The organism is Serratia sp. D1N4, from assembly GCF_054552755.1.
This window is the reverse complement of the sequence record NZ_CM137274.1, coordinates 3645803-3662065: the sequence shown is the minus strand read 5'-3', so window position 1 is coordinate 3662065 and position 16263 is coordinate 3645803. Positions and strand designations below refer to the sequence as shown.

Genomic DNA, 16263 nt, shown 5'->3' with positions numbered 1-16263 from the left:
AACGACCTCGTTTTCAAATAATGTTTACGTGATGGCCATGAGTCGCGATCAGGAAAATTCCAGACTCAGGTTGGCGTCTTCGATCATCAGCCTGATTTCTTTCAGTGGGCTGGCCTCATGCTGTCGTCGTAATACTTCGTTGCCGATCGCGGGCAATACCGTTTGGCGCAGCAACTCTTCGACGGCGCGGCCCCGGTTCGGATGGCTTGAGATCCGTTCGGCGATCCACGCAGGAATATCGCCCTCGGTTAACAGCGTGGCATCAAGCTCTTTCGCCAGGCGCTGTTGCAGGCGCGTGAGATAATGGGTGGCGATCTGCGCCAGAGCGCTTTGCTGTAGCGGCAGATAAGGGATGATATTGACCCGCGCCAGCAGGGCCGGAGCAAAGCGGGGCAATAGTGCGTCGTAAAGGATGGGTTTCAGGGCTGAAAGCTTGATGGCGCTGTCGGCCAGGCAGGCCTGCTCAATTTCCTCCGCCCCCTGATTGCAGGTCAGTAGAATGAAACACTGCCGGAAGCTGACGATGCGGCCTTCCGAATCTTCCATCCAGCCTTTGTCGAACACCTGATAAAAGGCGTCATGGATATCGGGGTGGGCTTTGTCAAACTCGTCCAGCAGGATCACCGAGTAAGGCTTGCGTCGCACGGCTTCCGTCAGCTTGCCGCCTTTGCCATAGCCGACGTAGCCGGGAGGGGCACCTTTCAGCGTTGACAGGGTGTGTGCTTCCTGGAATTCGCTCATGTTGAAAGTGATGAGATTGTGGGCTCCGCCATACAGCATATCTGCCAGCACGTTGGCGGTTTCCGTTTTGCCGGTGCCCGTCGGCCCCGCCAGCAGGAAGATCCCCAAAGGCCGTTCCTGCGACTGAATCCCGGCTCGCGCAATGCGGATGGCCTGAGCGATCTCCTTGATGGCGTTTTCTTGCCCGAAAATACAGCTCCCCAGGTGTTGTTCAAGATTCAGCACGCATTCAATGTCGTCTTGTAACATTTTGCCGCTGGGGATCCCTGTCCAGTCAGACAGAACTTCGGCGATGGTCTGTTCATCAACCCACGGGTAAACCAGCGGGGTATCCTGCTGTAATTCCACCAGTTCTGGCCAACGAGCATGCTCGGTAATCACGCAGCCCGAGCTCTCGTCCGGCAATAAGGCTTTAACCAATTCCTGTTCGTGCTGATTGCGTTGGCGTAGCACTGCCAACTCATCCTCCAGCCGTGGGATCGTCTCTTCAACTTCCGCTAACCGTTCATCAACGGCGGCACCCAATTGATGCTCTCTTTGCAGGTAGAGACGCTCTGTCTGTAGTACGCCAAGCCGGGCAGCCAACTGCTCGATGGCCTGGGGTTGGGCATGTTGGCTTAGCGCCACGCGGGCGCAGGCGGTATCCAGCAGGCTGATGGCTTTGTCCGGTAATTGGCGTGAAGGCAGGTTACGCAATGACAGACGCACCGCCGCCAGAATGGCGCTGTCGCGGATAGTCACATGGTGATGCTTGGCAAAATGGGGAGCGATGGCGCGTAGCATATCCACCGCAGTAGGCTCATTCGGTTCGCTAATCAGCACCCGCTGGAAACGGCGGGTGAGCGCCGAGTCCGGCTCAATAAACTGTTTATATTCCGACCACGTGGTGGCGGCGATCATGCGCAGCGCCCCTCTGGCCAGCATCGGTTTCAGCAGATTGACTGCATCACCGGTTCCCGCCTGTCCTCCGGCCCCCACCAGCGTATGGGCTTCGTCACAGAACAGGATGATGGGCGTATCACACTGGCTGATGCCATCGATCAACGCTTTCAGGCGCGACTCAAATTCGCCGCGCATACTGGCTCCTGCCTGCATGCGGCCGAGATCGAGCGAAAGCAGCCGGGCTTCACGCAGCAGCGGCGGCACATCGCCACTGGCAAGTTTTCTGGCCAGTGCTTCAACCACGGCGGTTTTCCCTACCCCCGCTTCCCCCACCAGAATGGGGTTGTTCTGGCGGCGGCGTGACAGGATATCGATCATCTGGCGTAATTCGGTCTCGCGACCAATGACGGGATCGATCTCACCGGCTACCGCCTGTTTCGTGAGATCGACACACCATTTATCCAGTGCCGCGCGGCCTTCTGCTGTCTGCTTGCCGAGGGGGGAGGCGGCCTGCATGACATCGTCTTGCAGCGCATCTTCGTGTTCTATCGAATCACGCAGCAGGCCTTCATATTCCTGCGCAATTTGCGGAATGGGCAATTTTTTAAATTCATCGCACAGGCGATAAAGCCAGCGTTGATGCTGTGTATCTTGCAGCAGCCCGAGCAGGATATGCGCAGTACGGATCGAGCGCTGGCTCCCCATTACTTTGCTCATCAGCAAACCGGACTCCACGGCAGACTCCAACCGTGAGGAAAGATCCTGCACCGCCGTATTGCTGTTGGGCATGTGCTGAATGATGTTGTCCAGCCGTGCAGCGATGGCCGCCTGATTAAGCCCGTAATGAGTAAGGAGAGCAGGGACATCCCCTTTCTGTTGGTCCACCAAGACTTTCAGCCAATGCTCAAGCTCGACGTATTCGTGTCGGTAGCTGCGGCACAGCCGGGTTGCCTCAACGAAGGTTTGATAGGCGAAAGCGCCGAGCTGGTTAAAAAGACGTTCACGCTGGTACATCGTTATCGCTCCTGAAGTTAAGTCGCCGTTCTATAAAGGGATTGGATACGTAAAGCCGAACCTGGTTTTAACCAGCAGTGACGGCTAAGGTTGCCTTTACCGAGACGGCAGGCCATCTCGGGGGTGGTCTGGATCAGCAAATTCACATCCAGTACCATTCGGTGCCGCACGAAGTCATGGCACAGGTGCACCAGGGTTTGCAGGCGCTCGCTGCCACGTTGGTAATTGAGATAGTCGGGCTCAGAGACCGGGCCAATGTTGACGACCAGGCTGTGCTGAACATCGAAAAAACGCCGACCCATCCGCGTTGCGCCCAGCTTTCCCATCCGTTGGTTTTCAGTGTTGAGAGCATCGTCGATCCACAATCCCTTGTGGGGTTCGAGGCGGATGGATACGGAAAAGTAATGCGTCAGGATTTCCTGCAGTTTCTGCAGTGAGCCGCGCCCCGGCAGATAAGCACCTGGAAACAGCGTGCGAACGCGCGCGACGTGCGGTGTCAGCGCCTGTTTAGAGGTGACACCGGCGATTTGACGTATATGGTGCAGGAACGGGTTAGCTGCGGAGCGATCGTGCCCTACCGCAACGTTTAGCTGCGCCCATGAGCGGTAATGCAGGATCGCCATCCGTTGGCTGAGGATGCTGGCAAAATCCTGAAAAGCCTGATTTCGCTTGGCCAAGGATTCATTACGCGCGTGTTCCGTCACATGAATAGGCAACGGCCCATAGGGGGCGAACAGCCCGAAATGGCGGCAAGAGATCGTCACCAGTGGCCCGTTGCCATTGTTACTTGGCCGTTGCCTGACATCGGCCACCTCGCGGGGCGCGAAGGCCATATCTGCGGGCTGGACGATCCTCAGTTGCCGATGACTACGCGCGCCCGACGTCCCCAGCCGCGGCTCTTGTGGTGTTGCCCGCTCAATGCGGCGCAGCAGTTCGAAGAAATCCTGACTGGCGGAGAGGCCAACGATCAATGCCGGTGTACTAGACATGGCTGATGGGCTCCCATTGTGCGAAGGTTTCGCCGTCAACGTTGACGTGCATCCGCAGGGTCTGCCCCAGTTCACAATATTCGGAGAGCGCGTGATGCAGGATCCTGGCGAACAGCAGAACGCCCTTATCGCTGTGGTGGTGGCTGTTGAGATCGAGAGTGGCTTTTACTCCGCGCCCCCAGGCAATCGGGCCGGGGAGGGTGTAACGCTCGAAGTTGTGACTGATGCTGGCATGGTTGAGGCTGGTAATGCGTTTATGTTGGCTGGCCTCACCGAATTGGCAAAACAGTGACAGCCAGTCTTTTAGCAGCGAAGAACAGTCTTTGACTTCCGGCAGTGCATAACGTAGCGGATTATTGGCAATCAGCTGTAGCGCGCGCCAGGCTTGGGCCAGATCGGGGACGCCTTGCGGCCGGGAAGGCGAACGCAGCATTTCGATAGGGCCAATCGGCAGGGCGATATCCAGTTGGAACTGTGAATGCTGTAATTGACTCGGGATCAAATGACGTTCACAGACCATGGTTTCGATCGACAGCGATTTTACGCGGTCGATATCAAAACCGGTGTTGCCGGGAGACAGGGAGATAAACAGGCTGTCATGTGGCATCGGTGACGCTTTCTGATGGTTTTTTTCTCTGAATTCGCGCCGCCGCCGGATGCTGTAACCGCCCAGGTTGTCATCGTCTTCAAAGCGTCCATGGCCGTAGAGGGGCGAAAAAGGCATAGTGCCGCCATCGGTCAGCAGCCCGTTGACGCTTAGTACGTGGTGAATTTCATACAGGCGCGGATTGAGTTGATCGACAATGATCGGGTATTCAATATGTTCATGGTTAACAAGCACCGGGCTACAGCGACGTTTATAGAGATTGATGATCGGGGTAGCAAACAGCCGGAAATCCTGTGGGTTGACCCGATCGATCAAATGGAGTGGCCGCTGGTTTAAGACGAACAGGATTTCGAAAGCATGTACCCGTTCACCCTGCTTTAAAAAGTCATTCAGCCCGTGTAACTCAAGGCTGAAAAAGCGCGAAGGCGCAGCAAAATACTCGCGCAACAGGCGGCTGCCCGGTAGCTCACTGATATTGGTGGGCAGCAAGGCTTCGTCCTCGTTTAACCCCCCTTGGCGCAGTTGCGCTTTATCGAGCACTTTTATCAGCGGACGATCTTCTGTTTTTGCCCAGACGACAATGCGCAGGGTGTTATTGAGCAGCGTGGTGATCACCTGATTCGAATGCACAATATCGCCCGCCAGCGTCAGGTTCAGCGGAGCGAGATCCAATTCGGACAAAGAGACGACGCCCTGAGTCGTGAGGCGAAGCGCCAGATGTGCCTGCCCATCGCTTAGCTGGTTGGCCACGGCATGGGGCAAATGCGCAGGGGGAGTGTTGCTACAGTTGGCATGTTCAATGGTGATCGGTTGAATTTTCAGATCACGGCCGGTAGAAAAATTGGCGCGTCGCTGGTTAAGCGAGTTATCGCTTAACGTAACCCGGCTTCCTTTGGGCAGCGTAACGTGCGAATGCCACTGAGGAGAGGTGAGGTCGGGCGTCATCGCAATGGTTGCGATGGACGGTAACGGGGTGTACCACAAGGGGGCCAGGCGTCCCAACATTTGCAGGGCGAATTCTGGATTTTCATTATTTAGACGCTCCTGAATGCGGGAACTGAGAAAAGCAGTGCCTTCCAGCAGGCGCTCTACGAAAGGGTCGAGCACGCCATCAACGTGCAGCCCAAGGTGCTGTGCGACCTGAGGATGCATTTGTGCGAAGCGTTGCCCATCCTCACGCAGATAGCGCAACTCTTCGTTGTATAAAGCGAGAAAACGTTCGCTGAGCATGACGGCCTGTTCCTTTTATCGGTCTGTGTTGTTCAGAGAACGCGTACCATTCCATAGGAGTAGTCGAGAGCGATGCGTAGGTTCATCAGTTGCTCTTCACCGGGCAAATTACACTTGGCGTGAATATCAAACAGAATGGCCAATACCCAGGTGTGGTCTTTGTCTATCAGCGGAACCACCTTGATCGAACGGGGATCAAGACGGGATTCAAACGTGGCAATAATGCGTTGTATATGACGTGCGAGCTCCATCAGATCGGTATTCATCGGAACTTGCTGGCTTAAGGAAGGCAGGCCGTAATTGATGACGGAGGTTTCACAATGAGGATGAGGCCCCAGTTTCAACGCGGCGCTGTGAGCCGAGTCATTCAGCAAAAACTCGATATCCCGCAACAGCACTTCGCGCCAGTGCGGCAGGCGAACATGCTCATGGCGCAGGCTCAGTTTGTCGAAAAGTATCGGGGTCGAAATGGTCATGTTTAGCCTTCCCAAGCACAGTGGAAAGACTGCCCTAGACTCTAGAGCAGCCTGGTGAGTATCGCTAAATTCGGGAGTTCAGTTTCAGGTCGTAACCTGACTTGATCACCGCGCCCATCGAACCGTCGTTCTTCTGTTCTTTGTATTCAATTTCAATGCGTGCAAAGTTCAGACTGATCACATCGGTTGGCAGGACCGTATCGGTATCGAGTTTTTCTCCCACGCCCAGCGGCAGGTTGCCGACGGTTTTGAAAGCAGAAACCAGACAGTTGCTGAAGGTGACGGTCAGGAAGTCCTGCTGACCGCTTCCTGACTTACGGCAGACCAGTTTGGCCTGTGGAACGTGTTCGCCGGTGGCGCACATCAGGAACAGTTTTGGTGAGGCTTTGTTGCTGACCATGCGGAATTCGAAATCTTTCATCTCGACTTTGCCGGAGCCACCACCGCTGCCAAAACCCCAGCGACCCGCGTTCTCTTCTGACCATTGCCAGGCTTGCAATTGGATCCAGCCGGCATAGTTCTGATCGGGAGATTCCCCGTCGACCCCTTCAATTTTTAGAAAGTAATCCACTAACGCTGCCATTGTTTCACTCCTGAATTAATGTCATTAAGGTTGGATGGGTATTTCTTATTAATGCATTGATTAATTTAAATAAAACTTCACCTCCTTAACGGATTGGGGGTATTCCCGTCTGCATGCCATGTTCAGTTCTAGGCTCATCAACCACGTTTTTAGGAGCCCGGTTTGGTTTTAGCCGCTACTTTTCTTTGCCTTCCTTACTGGATGGAAGTTTTGAGACCAACCGCAGAGACACTGTCATGCCTTCTAATTGGTAATGCGGGCGCAGGTAGAAGTGAGCCCGGTAAAAGCCCGGATCGTCTTCCACTTCTTCAACATGGACTTCTGCGGCAGCTAACGGCCTCTTGGCCTTGGTGGCTTCGGTGGAAATGGTTGGATCGCCGTCAACGTAGTTCATCAACCAGTCGTTCAACCAAATCTGCATGTCATCGCGGGAACGGAACGAACCGATCTTGTCGCGGACGATACATTTGAGGTAATGAGCGAAACGGCAGGTGGCGAAAATGTAAGGTAAACGTGCGGAAAGCTTGGCGTTTGCTGTCGCATCAGGATCTTCATACTCGGCGGGCGCATGCAGCGTGCATGAGCCGATAAATGCAGCAAAATCAGAGTGTTTTCTGTAGACCAGCGGTAAGAAACCGGCGTTGGACAACTCATTTTCACGGCGATCGGAAATCGCTAATTCAGTCGGGCAGGTCAGTTCGTACCCACCTTCGTCAGACGGGAAAGCATAGGCAGGCAGTTCCTCGACCGAACCGCCGGATTCGATGCCACGGATCCTCGAACACCAGCCGTATTCATTGAAAGCGCGGTTGATATTGACCCCCATGGCATAGGCCGCGTTGGCCCAGGTAAAATCTTCAATGGCGTAGGGGCTGACCACTTCTTCAAAGGCAAAATCATCGATTGGCAACGTTTTGGAGCCATAAGGCAAACGTGAAAGGAAACGTGGCAACGTCAGCACCAGATAACGGGAGTCATTGCTTTCACGCAACCGGCGCCAGGGCGCATATTCTGGCGTGGTAAAAATTTTGCCAATATCGCGAGGGTTGCCCAGTTCCTGCCAATTGTTCATCTGCATGATGGTGGGAGAGGCGGAAGCGATAAAAGGGCAGTGCGCGGCGGCCGCGACTTTGGCCAGTTCCGTTAACAGGGCGACGCTTTGTGGGCTGTGGTCGAACTCATAGTCGCCGATCATGCAACCAAAGGGTTCGCCACCAAACTGGCCATATTCATGTTCATAGATTTGCTTGAAGATCGGGCTTTGATCCCAGGCAGAACCCCGATAGCGCCTTAGCGTTTTCGCCAGTTCATCCTTGCTGATATTGAGCACGCGGATTTTCAGCGTTTCGTTGGCGTCGGTGTTATCCACCAGGTAGCTTAAGCCACGCCAGGCGGACTCGAGTTTCTGAAACTCTTTATGATGCAGAATATGGTTCATCTGCTCGGAGAGTTTTTCATCGATCTCGGCAACCAAGGATTCGATGGTCAGAACGACATCCCGGCTGACCTTGACTTTGCCTTTGTTGGCGTAGGCGGCAAGCGTACCTATTGCTCTGCGCACCGCAAAAGAAGCCTCGTCGGTACGCGGGCGGAATGAACGTTTAAGGATTTCGTCCAACTCATTGTCAACAAAGGCTACCTCAACGTCCGGTAAGCTATCGGCAGGTGCTTGTTGCATATTTTCCACTATTCATCCCCCTCAGTGGCTTCGTTATCCAAGTCCTTGCTGAGGCTCGTCACGGTACTTTGGGCATCAACAGCCAGGCGCTGTAAGAAATCGGGTTGTTCAAGCAGTCGCTTAACCACTTCTTCCGCGCTGGCCTTGCCGTCCATATAGGTAATCAGTTCAGCCAAGTGCGTTCGAGCTTCAAGCAGCTTTTCCATTTGAGGGATATGGCGAGCAACGGCACCCGGCGAAAAGTCATCCATCGATTCGAATTCAAGTTCGATATCCAACAGTTCTTCATCGTCGCTCAGTGTGTTATCCACATAGAATTTGAGCCGTGGTTTGATGGCGCGCATGCGGGCGTCAAAGTTATCTTGGTCAAACGTCAGAAATTTACGCTCTTCAATAGCGGCAAGCGGTTTATCACGGTGGCCCGAAAGATCGGCCATCACACCGGTAACAAATGGCAGCTCTACTTTTTTATTAGAGCCATAAATTTCGACGTCATACTCTATTTGCACCCGAGGGGCGTTATTTCTGCCAATAAATTTTTGTGAACTTGAATCTTTGGCCATCTCGATGTCCTCATTAAATCACTGGGGATGATTTTCCGGTAAACTGTTGTAACGTCATCACAGAATCAGGAAGCAGGTCTTCTACGATAGAAATAAAATCCATGCCAATCATCTGCTTGGTACGGCGTATAAATATCGGAGCGGGATGGCTGGGTTCGTAATGTTTGAAATACTCTAAAATGCGATCGAGCATAAGTATGATCTCTTGACGCGAGCGTATATTTGTCTTGTCAGCGTTAAGCGTTGTTTTTGACGGTGAGTCAAAAGAAATTGCCATATGATTGATATCAGTACTATTTACATTGGAAGCTGACTGTGAAAGGAACGTAATGCATTTGGCTAGAAAAATATGAAGTTGATCACAATCTAATTGGTAACCTTCGGAATACTGGTTGGCATAATCTTCAATTCTTTTTACTGTTTCCGCTACGGTAATGAATTGCTCTAACAAATCGGGGCGGCCGTTTTGTTGAAAGTAACTATTAACTGTCATTAATTGTGTGGATAATGCCAATTGAGTACTGTTTGATTCATCGGTGATAGATTCTGTATTGAATAACTCTTGTACACTATAAGGATGTTCTGTTGTTAAATGCGCAGATTTCAACTCTGCAATACATTGTGCAGTCGATAGCCAACCTAGTGCGGCAGCATGCCCACTATTTGCTGGGTTCTCCTCCGAAATGGGATAGATGGTGTCCTGATTTCTGGCAATCTGTTCATCCAGACTGACCAAGCCACGAAATAACGCATATACACCTTCCTGATGCATATCTGCTCTGATTAGCCACAGCGCGACCCGTAAATCGTAGCACTGCTCAAGCAGCTTTCCTGATTGTTCTGCAACCAGCGGCCAGTTGATTTTTGGGGGTTCATTCGGCATGGACAGCGGATCGGAAGACTCTTCCTGTTGTGCAAGAGTCGCCTCTATTTCGCTGTATAATGGGTCGAATTCAACACCGAATAAATTGGGGGTAAATGTATTATCCATATTTCCACCACTCCTTTTATTGCCATGCGCTAATTGTTGTTGTCTTGCAAGTAATCTAAGAATATTCCCTATGTGCCAAATTGAGATTCAGACATTAACACTTCTATTGTGAGGGGTTTAAATAGGTATAGTTAGGGTAGCGTGTGATGGGATTATGTGTAGGGACAAAATTTAGATTTTATTTTTTCACCCTTCTAATAGAAAAACATAAAATCATTACTATGCTTTGCTTGCAGTGGATATTTCAAATCAAAGGATGTCACCATGGAAGAAAAAGTATATACTGATTTTGCTTGGGAATGCTTGAGAAGAAATCCTCGATATATCAGTGATTGGAAATTAGCTATGGAAGGAGAGCGTGCTGATGAAAATGAAATATTTGACGATACAATAAGAGCTCAAAGTGCTTTAGACCTGATTGCTGAGAAAAAATGGGGTTTAATGAAGTATGTAGATCCTGAGAATCCGGATCCGATAGATGTTTTTTGGTCTATCCGCTTGAGCAAGCGATCTATTCGGTTAGCACTCAGCACCTGTGGTGATTTTACCTGGGGCCACATTGCCAGTAAACCAGGGGTACATCAACGTAAACTCAGACTGCTGGATGGCACACTCTGTATAAAAATATTCAATGACAACGGTTACTTTCAGTTTTTTACTGACAGTAATACCGTGCTAAATGATAACGCGAGTTTATTTTTGTACATTCCGTTGAGTTTGCAAACGGATATGATAAACAAGAATATTGATATTATAAAGAGCATTATTAATAACCGAGGCGAAATCGATGAATCCGATGATTTCGATGAAAAAGAAAAAAGTTACCTGGTTTTTCTGAAGTTTATTGATGATATAAAACAAGGGCTTACACATAAAGATATCGCTTCAGAAATATTTGGTGAGGAAGTGGTGAAAAATGAATGGTCATCAGATAGTTGGCTCCGCGCCAACATTCGCTATCGGTTGAAAAAAGCAAATAATCTGATTAACAACGGCTATCTTGATTATATCTAGTCTGTCATACCCTATGGGCTAAGGATGGCCTCTTGTAATTTGTACATTGATTGTTGCATTGGGGGGATTCGGCAACGTTGAACCCCGTTTTTTTGTCAGTGCTCCATATTACCCCTCTTGCTTTAACCGTCGACACCTCATCAGCCCCCGCAAGGGGGGCGACGAGGTTTCGCACCGTTCCGTTCAGGCGTAAATGTCTACTTCACCGTCACATCAATATCACCAAAATACTTCTTCGACAGCTCGGTAATGGTCCCTTGTTGCTTCACTTTGGCGATGGCTTCGTTCAGCTGTTTCAGCAGCGCAGCATCGTCTTTACGTAAGCCGAAAGCGATCCCTTCGCCCAGGATTTTGTCGTCCTGCACCGCATTGCCGACAAAGGCAAAGCCTTTGCCGTCCGGGTGCGCCAGGAAACCGCTCTGCCCGGCAGGAGCCATGATCAGCGTGGCATCCAGGCGGCCAGAGGTCAGATCAAGATACACCTGGTTCTGGTCTTGGTAAGACACCACGTCAACGCCCTGCGGAGCCCAGTGCGCATTGGCATAGTTTTCCTGAATCGAGCCTTGTAAAACCCCGACGCGCTTACCAGCCAGTGATTTGGCATCCGGTAGCAGGCCGCTGTCGGCTTTGGCGATCAACCGGTTAGGCACCTGATAAATCGAATCGGTAAAGGCAATCGCCTGGCGGCGCTGATCGGTAATGTTCATCGCTGAGTTGATCGCTTCGAACTTACGCGCCTGCAACGCCGGGATCAGGCTGTCGAACGAGGTTTCTACCCAGCTGCACTTCAGTTTTGCGGCGGTACACACGGCGTTGCCCAGATCGATATCAAACCCTTCCAACTGGCCGCTGGCGGATTTGGATTCGAACGGTGGATACAGCGCTTCAATACCAAAACGCAGGCTGTTTTCTGCCGCAAAGGTGGATCCAGCTGCCAACAGGCAGCCCGCAGCGATCAGCGTGTTCAATGTTTTTTTCATCAATGCCTTTTTCCCATGGTCAAAAATCAATGGATTACACCTGGCACAGGCGGCGTGCGCCTTCCAGCAGGGTGTCATTATCTTTCGAGAAACTCAGCCGGATAATGCCGGTATTGGTGCCATCGCTGTAAAACGCCGACAGCGGGATGGTGGCCACCTTGGCTTCACGGATCAAACGCACCGCAAAGTCATTGTCACTTTCGCTGCAAAAGCCGCTAAAGCGAGCCAGCATAAAGAAACTGCCATAGCTTGGCAGTAATTCAAAGCGCGAATTCTGCAAGGCGTTGGCCAGTAAATCGCGCTTCTGCTGGTAGAAATCTGCCAGCCCCAGATAGCTTTGCGGGTGATTCAACGCAGCGGCAAAGGCATACTGCATCGGGGTATCGGCAGAGAACACCATAAACTGGTGCACTTTACGGATCTCATCCATCAGCGCCGCCGGTGCCATGCAATAACCCACGCGCCAGCCGGTGACGTGGTAGGTTTTACCGAACGAGGAAACGATCACGCTGCGTGCCGCCAAGGCCGGGTGGCGCGCCATGCTGTGGTGGATACCGCCGTCGAACACCACGTGCTCGTAGACCTCATCAGACAGAATGACGATGTCGGTGTTACGCGTCAGCGCGGTCAGGCGTTCGATATCATGTTCGCCGAACACGCTGCCGGTGGGGTTATGCGGGCTGTTGACGATGATCATGCGCGTTTTGCTGTTGATCGCCGCGGCGACTTCGTCCCAATCGATCTGCAAATCTTGCAGCGAAAGCTTGATGGCGACCGGTGTCGCGTCCTGCAGGCGGACGATCGGCGCGTAGCTGTCGAAGGCCGGTTCAAAATAAATCACTTCGTCGCCAGGATGCACCAGCGCACTGATGGCGGAATACAGCCCTTCGCTGGCGCTGGCAATCACGGTGATTTCGTCGTCAGCGTCGTAACGCGCGCCGTACAGGCGTTCAACCTTTTCTGCCAGAGCATGACGCAACGCGGCGACACCGCTCATCGGTGCGTATTGGTTATGACCTGCGCGCATGGCTTGGGCAACGCCTTCCACCAGTAGCGGATCGCAGGCAAAATTCGGTGCGCCCTGGGACAGATTCAGGGCCTGGTGTTCGGCACTCAGTTGGCCAATCACGGTGAAAATGGTGGTGCCGACGTCTGGCAGTTTCGAGCGTTGAGAGCAGGCGCTCTGCATGATGGGCTCCGGGCAAAAGAATGAAGTGTGGAATGATTAAGCATGAGTTAGGATCGGCGAACAAGAGAAAGTTCATCATGCCAGCCATGCGTTTTGCTCATGCCTGAGCAGAGGTTTTGCGTTAATAAAGAGGTTAATGTATGCAGACATCGCTGCCGTCGCTGGACGTGCTGAAAACGTTTGTGGTGGTGGCGCAGCGCCTCAATTTCACCCATGCTGCGCAGGCGCTGCATCTGACGCAGGGCGCGGTCAGCCGTCAGATCCTTGGCCTGGAGCAGCAATTGGGCTATCCGCTGTTTAGCCGCAGAGCGCGTGGGCTGGTGTTGACCGCGCAGGGTGCGTTGTTGCTGACGCCGGTGCAACAGGCGTTGGAACAACTGGGTGAGGCATTGGTGCGTGTTGGAGCGCAACCGGGGACGCTGCGGATTAAATGCCCGACCTGCGCGATGCGCTGGGTGCTGCCGCGCATTATCCGCCTACAGAATGAGCGGCCGGAGATGCATATCGAACTGACCGCATCGGTATCGCACGGCGTGGATTTCGGCACCGAGCATTTTGATGCCGCCGTGGTGTTCGGTGAACCGCAGAGAAAACGGCTGGTGGTGCAGCATCTGTTTGACGAAATCCTGACCCCGGTTTGCACACCTACTTATCTGCCCGCGCTGGATCGGCCGCCGGTGCCCGCCGATCTGGTGCAGAAAACCCTGCTGCACCCAACGCGCGATCGCCGCGATTGGCTGCTGTGGCTGAAAGCGGCCGGGCATGAAGCGTTGCCTTCCGCCAAAGCACAGCATTTTGATACGCTCGATCTGGCGACGAGCGCGGCGTTGCAAGGGTTTGGCATTGCGATTGGCGATCTCAGCCTGCTGGAAGAGGACATTCAGGCCAACCGCATTGTCACACCGTTCCCGCTTAGCGTGCTCAGCGGCGCGGCCTACTATCTGGTTTATCCTGAACGCGCGGTAATACCCGCCGCATTGACCGAACTGGTGGATTGGCTTGGGCAAGAGGCGCAGGCCAGCCGCGCCAGATTGGAAAAATACCGCCCTGTAGCCTAATGCCGGTCAGTTAAGCGCAAAAGGGCATAATCATGCACAATGGCTAAAAGAGTCGCCCCCGTGGGAGAGGCCCGGGGTAAGGGGCTGGTAGTGCGGTGTTCATCCCCCCTAACCCCGAGAGAGAGGGAACTGGTTAGCCTTAACCGACCGGCATTACGCCCCGTAGCACTTTTGCTCTGACAGGGTAAAGAAGCCTATCAGCCGCTACTTCTTCATCATTGCTTTCAGATTGGCGAACGGGTTATGTGTTGCTAGGCCAACGTCTTTCTGCGCGTCTTCGCCAGCGATAACCGTTGTGCCGTACTGATCGGCTTCGGTGTATTTGGAGTGTTCGTGATCGTGGCAATACAGGCATAACATCTCCCAGTTGCTGCCATCTTCCGGGTTGTTGCTGTGGTCATGATCGATATGGTGAACCGTCAGTTCACGCAGGTTGGAATAAACAAACTCCCGCGAACAACGCCCGCATACCCACGGGAAAATCTTCAACGCTTTTTCGCGATAACCCACTTCCAGCTTCGCGTAGTTTTTTGGAATGTATGCCATGTGATGCCTGCTGTTGAGAACAAAGTTACGGTTAATATTATCACAAACCGTCGGATTGCCGAGCGTGGGCCGCTACGCACCTTTATAACCCTGGCGCTTTCCACAGCGAGGTGGTTAAACCGTGATCGACCAGCGTGAGCTGATCGGCATACACCTCTTGCCAGGTCAGGGTTTGCTGGCGATAAAGCTCGTGGTTGGCGCTATTGGGCTGATATTCACGCTCCCAGCGCACCAACCGCTCGCCGGTTTCTGCCAGCGATTCGTACAGGCCGGCACCGACACCTGCGGCAATGGCGCAACCCAGCGCGGTGGCTTCTTTTACCACCGGTACTTGTAGCGGCAGGCCGGTGACGTCGCTGAGGATCTGGCACCACAGTTTCCCATTCGAGCCCCCACCGGCGAACACCAATGAGCGTGGCTGCACGCCAGAAAATGCGGCGATTTGCGCCAGATTACAGGCGGAAACGATCGCGGCATTCTCCTCTAGCGCACGAAACAGCGTCTGTTTATTGCAGCGTTCCGGGTCGATCGACATATTGATAAACGACGGTGCGGCGTGATACCAGGTTTTAAAATGCATCGCGTCAGAGAAGATCGGCATTACGCCATAGGCCCCCGCTGGCACGCGTGCGGCCATCTCTTCTAGCAGGCTGTAGGCATCCACGCCGAGCCGTTCCGCCAGCAGTTTTTCTTCGGCACAGAAGGCGTCACGGAACCAGCGCATGGTCAGCCCGGTAAAGAAGCTGATGGATTCTGCCTGCACCATACCGGGGATCACGTGCGGGTTGATGCGGATGTTCATGTCTGGATCGGTGATCGGCTGCGGCAGGTTGACGATCTGCTGCCAGAACGTACCGCCCAGCACCGCCGTCTGCCCGGCGTGGACGATGCCCAAACCCAGGCAGCCAAGCTGCACGTCGCCACCGCCCATCACCACCGGTGTTCCGCACAGCAGGCCGGTTTGCTGCGCCGTCTTGGCGGTCACTTGGCCCAGTAGCATACCGGTTTCCTTCACCGGTGAGAGCAGGTCGGCACGCAGACCTGCCATGTCCAGCAGTTCCGGCCGCCAATTGCGGCTGACCAGATCCAGCATGCCTGTAGTGCCCGCGTTGGAAGGATCGACCGCCAGTTCGCCGCTGAGCATATTAGCCAGCCAGTCACTGATCATCGTCACGGTGGCGGCCTGGCGATAAATATCTGGCCGGTGATGGGCCAGCCACAGCAGGCGCGGCATGGCGCTAAGCGCCAGCGTCTGGCCGGAGTAGTGATAAACCTCTTGCTCGAAGGTGAAGTTATGCAGCTCTTTCAGTTCGCTGACTTCACGGCTGGCGCGGGCGTCGACGTTAGCGCAGGCCCAGATGGGCGTGCCTTGGCGGTCATACAGCACAATCCCCTCGCGCATCGAACAGCAGGCGATGGCGCGGATCTGTTGTGCGCTGGCATTGGCGCGTTGCAATGCCTGACGGATACATTGGCAAACCAGTTGCCAGTTATGGGCAAGATCGAACTCCATAGAACCGGGAACCCCCTCTACCGCCAGGTGTTGCCATTCCGCCTGGCCGTGCGCGATCTGGTTGCCCGCCAGATCAAAAATCACCGCGCGAATGCTGCCTGTTCCTGCGTCCAGTGCCATCAAATAGTTCTGCATAGTTCACACTCTCAGGGGTTCAGATCTTAACTATAGATGCCGCTCCTCAGGGATGCGGTGGCTGCGTGGCAACG

General features: G+C 53.5%; 14 protein-coding genes. 2 read left to right on the top strand and 12 right to left on the bottom strand.

The genetic code is table 11. The features are described 5' to 3' along the window. Window positions 1-48 precede the first annotated feature (48 nt). The 8 genes from tssH to ACX1CU_RS16305 all read right to left on the bottom strand — a co-directional run bounded on the left by tssH (window position 49) and on the right by ACX1CU_RS16305 (window position 9754). Window positions 49-2637: a type VI secretion system ATPase TssH gene (gene tssH, locus ACX1CU_RS16340; protein ID WP_459399324.1), complete on the bottom strand. Its 2589-nt coding sequence runs from the start codon at window positions 2635-2637 to the stop codon at window positions 49-51. 17 nt (window positions 2638-2654) lie between these two features. Beyond that, window positions 2655-3626 (bottom strand): type VI secretion system baseplate subunit TssG, encoded by a 972-nt coding sequence (gene tssG / locus ACX1CU_RS16335; protein ID WP_459399323.1) that lies wholly within the window; start codon window positions 3624-3626, stop codon window positions 2655-2657. Beyond that, window positions 3619-5463, bottom strand: a complete 1845-nt coding sequence (gene tssF / locus ACX1CU_RS16330) for a type VI secretion system baseplate subunit TssF (RefSeq protein WP_459399322.1) — start codon at window positions 5461-5463, stop codon at window positions 3619-3621. Before tssF ends, tssG begins: the two co-directional genes overlap by 8 nt. A 32-nt stretch (window positions 5464-5495) precedes the next feature. Beyond that, a complete protein-coding gene (locus tag ACX1CU_RS16325) occupies window positions 5496-5939 on the bottom strand; it encodes a type VI secretion system baseplate subunit TssE (RefSeq protein ID WP_459399321.1) in 444 nt (147 codons plus the stop codon). Window positions 5940-6003: 64 nt separating this feature from the next. After that, window positions 6004-6522 (bottom strand): Hcp family type VI secretion system effector, encoded by a 519-nt coding sequence (locus ACX1CU_RS16320; RefSeq protein WP_459399320.1) that lies wholly within the window; start codon window positions 6520-6522, stop codon window positions 6004-6006. A 175-nt stretch (window positions 6523-6697) separates the two neighbouring features. After that, complete coding sequence (tssC, locus tag ACX1CU_RS16315; protein WP_459402837.1) at window positions 6698-8200, bottom strand: type VI secretion system contractile sheath large subunit; 1503 nt, start codon at window positions 8198-8200, stop codon at window positions 6698-6700. 8 nt (window positions 8201-8208) lie between these two features. After that, the gene (gene tssB / locus ACX1CU_RS16310) at window positions 8209-8763 is read right to left on the bottom strand and encodes a type VI secretion system contractile sheath small subunit (protein ID WP_459399319.1); all 555 of its coding nucleotides are present in this window, start codon (window positions 8761-8763) and stop codon (window positions 8209-8211) included. A 13-nt stretch (window positions 8764-8776) separates the two neighbouring features. Beyond that, window positions 8777-9754, bottom strand: a complete 978-nt coding sequence (locus ACX1CU_RS16305; protein WP_459399318.1) for a type VI secretion system protein TssA — start codon at window positions 9752-9754, stop codon at window positions 8777-8779. A gap of 264 nt (window positions 9755-10018) precedes the next feature. Between ACX1CU_RS16305 and ACX1CU_RS16300 the strand changes: the two genes are divergently transcribed. Beyond that, window positions 10019-10768, top strand: a complete 750-nt coding sequence (locus tag ACX1CU_RS16300; RefSeq protein WP_459399317.1) for a transcriptional regulator domain-containing protein — start codon at window positions 10019-10021, stop codon at window positions 10766-10768. A 197-nt stretch (window positions 10769-10965) separates the two neighbouring features. Here ACX1CU_RS16300 and ACX1CU_RS16295 read toward each other — a convergent pair whose 3' ends face one another. After that, entirely contained in the window at window positions 10966-11748 is a 783-nt protein-coding gene (locus tag ACX1CU_RS16295) for an ABC transporter substrate-binding protein (RefSeq protein WP_459399316.1), read from the bottom strand. A 34-nt stretch (window positions 11749-11782) separates the two neighbouring features. Beyond that, window positions 11783-12937: a methionine aminotransferase gene (locus ACX1CU_RS16290; protein ID WP_459399315.1), complete on the bottom strand. Its 1155-nt coding sequence runs from the start codon at window positions 12935-12937 to the stop codon at window positions 11783-11785. Between the two features lie 140 nt (window positions 12938-13077). Between ACX1CU_RS16290 and ACX1CU_RS16285 the strand changes: the two genes are divergently transcribed. Next, window positions 13078-13995, top strand: a complete 918-nt coding sequence (locus tag ACX1CU_RS16285) for a LysR substrate-binding domain-containing protein (protein WP_459399314.1) — start codon at window positions 13078-13080, stop codon at window positions 13993-13995. Window positions 13996-14199: 204 nt separating this feature from the next. Here ACX1CU_RS16285 and yajD read toward each other — a convergent pair whose 3' ends face one another. Further along, on the bottom strand, window positions 14200-14541 hold the full coding sequence (gene yajD / locus ACX1CU_RS16280) for an HNH nuclease YajD (protein ID WP_459399313.1): 342 nt from the start codon (window positions 14539-14541) through the stop codon (window positions 14200-14202). A gap of 82 nt (window positions 14542-14623) precedes the next feature. Continuing rightward, window positions 14624-16189, bottom strand: coding sequence for an autoinducer-2 kinase (gene lsrK, locus ACX1CU_RS16275; protein ID WP_459399312.1), 1566 nt, complete (start codon window positions 16187-16189; stop codon window positions 14624-14626). Window positions 16190-16263 lie beyond the last annotated feature (74 nt).

Bases quoted from the DNA above. Each gene is read 5' to 3' on its own strand.
- tssB (WP_459399319.1), bottom strand. From the start codon at position 8,763: ATGGCCAAAGATTCAAGTTCACAAAAATTTATTGGCAGAAATAACGCC.
- ACX1CU_RS16320 (WP_459399320.1), bottom strand. From the start codon at position 6,522: ATGGCAGCGTTAGTGGATTACTTTCTAAAAATTGAAGGGGTCGACGGG.
- tssG (WP_459399323.1), bottom strand. From the start codon at position 3,626: ATGTCTAGTACACCGGCATTGATCGTTGGCCTCTCCGCCAGTCAGGAT.
- lsrK (WP_459399312.1), bottom strand. From the start codon at position 16,189: ATGCAGAACTATTTGATGGCACTGGACGCAGGAACAGGCAGCATTCGC.
- ACX1CU_RS16325 (WP_459399321.1), bottom strand. From the start codon at position 5,939: ATGACCATTTCGACCCCGATACTTTTCGACAAACTGAGCCTGCGCCAT.
- tssC (WP_459402837.1), bottom strand. From the start codon at position 8,200: ATGCAACAAGCACCTGCCGATAGCTTACCGGACGTTGAGGTAGCCTTT.
- ACX1CU_RS16290 (WP_459399315.1), bottom strand. From the start codon at position 12,937: ATGCAGAGCGCCTGCTCTCAACGCTCGAAACTGCCAGACGTCGGCACC.
- ACX1CU_RS16300 (WP_459399317.1), top strand. From the start codon at position 10,019: ATGGAAGAAAAAGTATATACTGATTTTGCTTGGGAATGCTTGAGAAGA.
- tssF (WP_459399322.1), bottom strand. From the start codon at position 5,463: ATGCTCAGCGAACGTTTTCTCGCTTTATACAACGAAGAGTTGCGCTAT.
- ACX1CU_RS16305 (WP_459399318.1), bottom strand. From the start codon at position 9,754: ATGGATAATACATTTACCCCCAATTTATTCGGTGTTGAATTCGACCCA.
- tssH (WP_459399324.1), bottom strand. From the start codon at position 2,637: ATGTACCAGCGTGAACGTCTTTTTAACCAGCTCGGCGCTTTCGCCTAT.
- ACX1CU_RS16295 (WP_459399316.1), bottom strand. From the start codon at position 11,748: ATGAAAAAAACATTGAACACGCTGATCGCTGCGGGCTGCCTGTTGGCA.
- yajD (WP_459399313.1), bottom strand. From the start codon at position 14,541: ATGGCATACATTCCAAAAAACTACGCGAAGCTGGAAGTGGGTTATCGC.
- ACX1CU_RS16285 (WP_459399314.1), top strand. From the start codon at position 13,078: ATGCAGACATCGCTGCCGTCGCTGGACGTGCTGAAAACGTTTGTGGTG.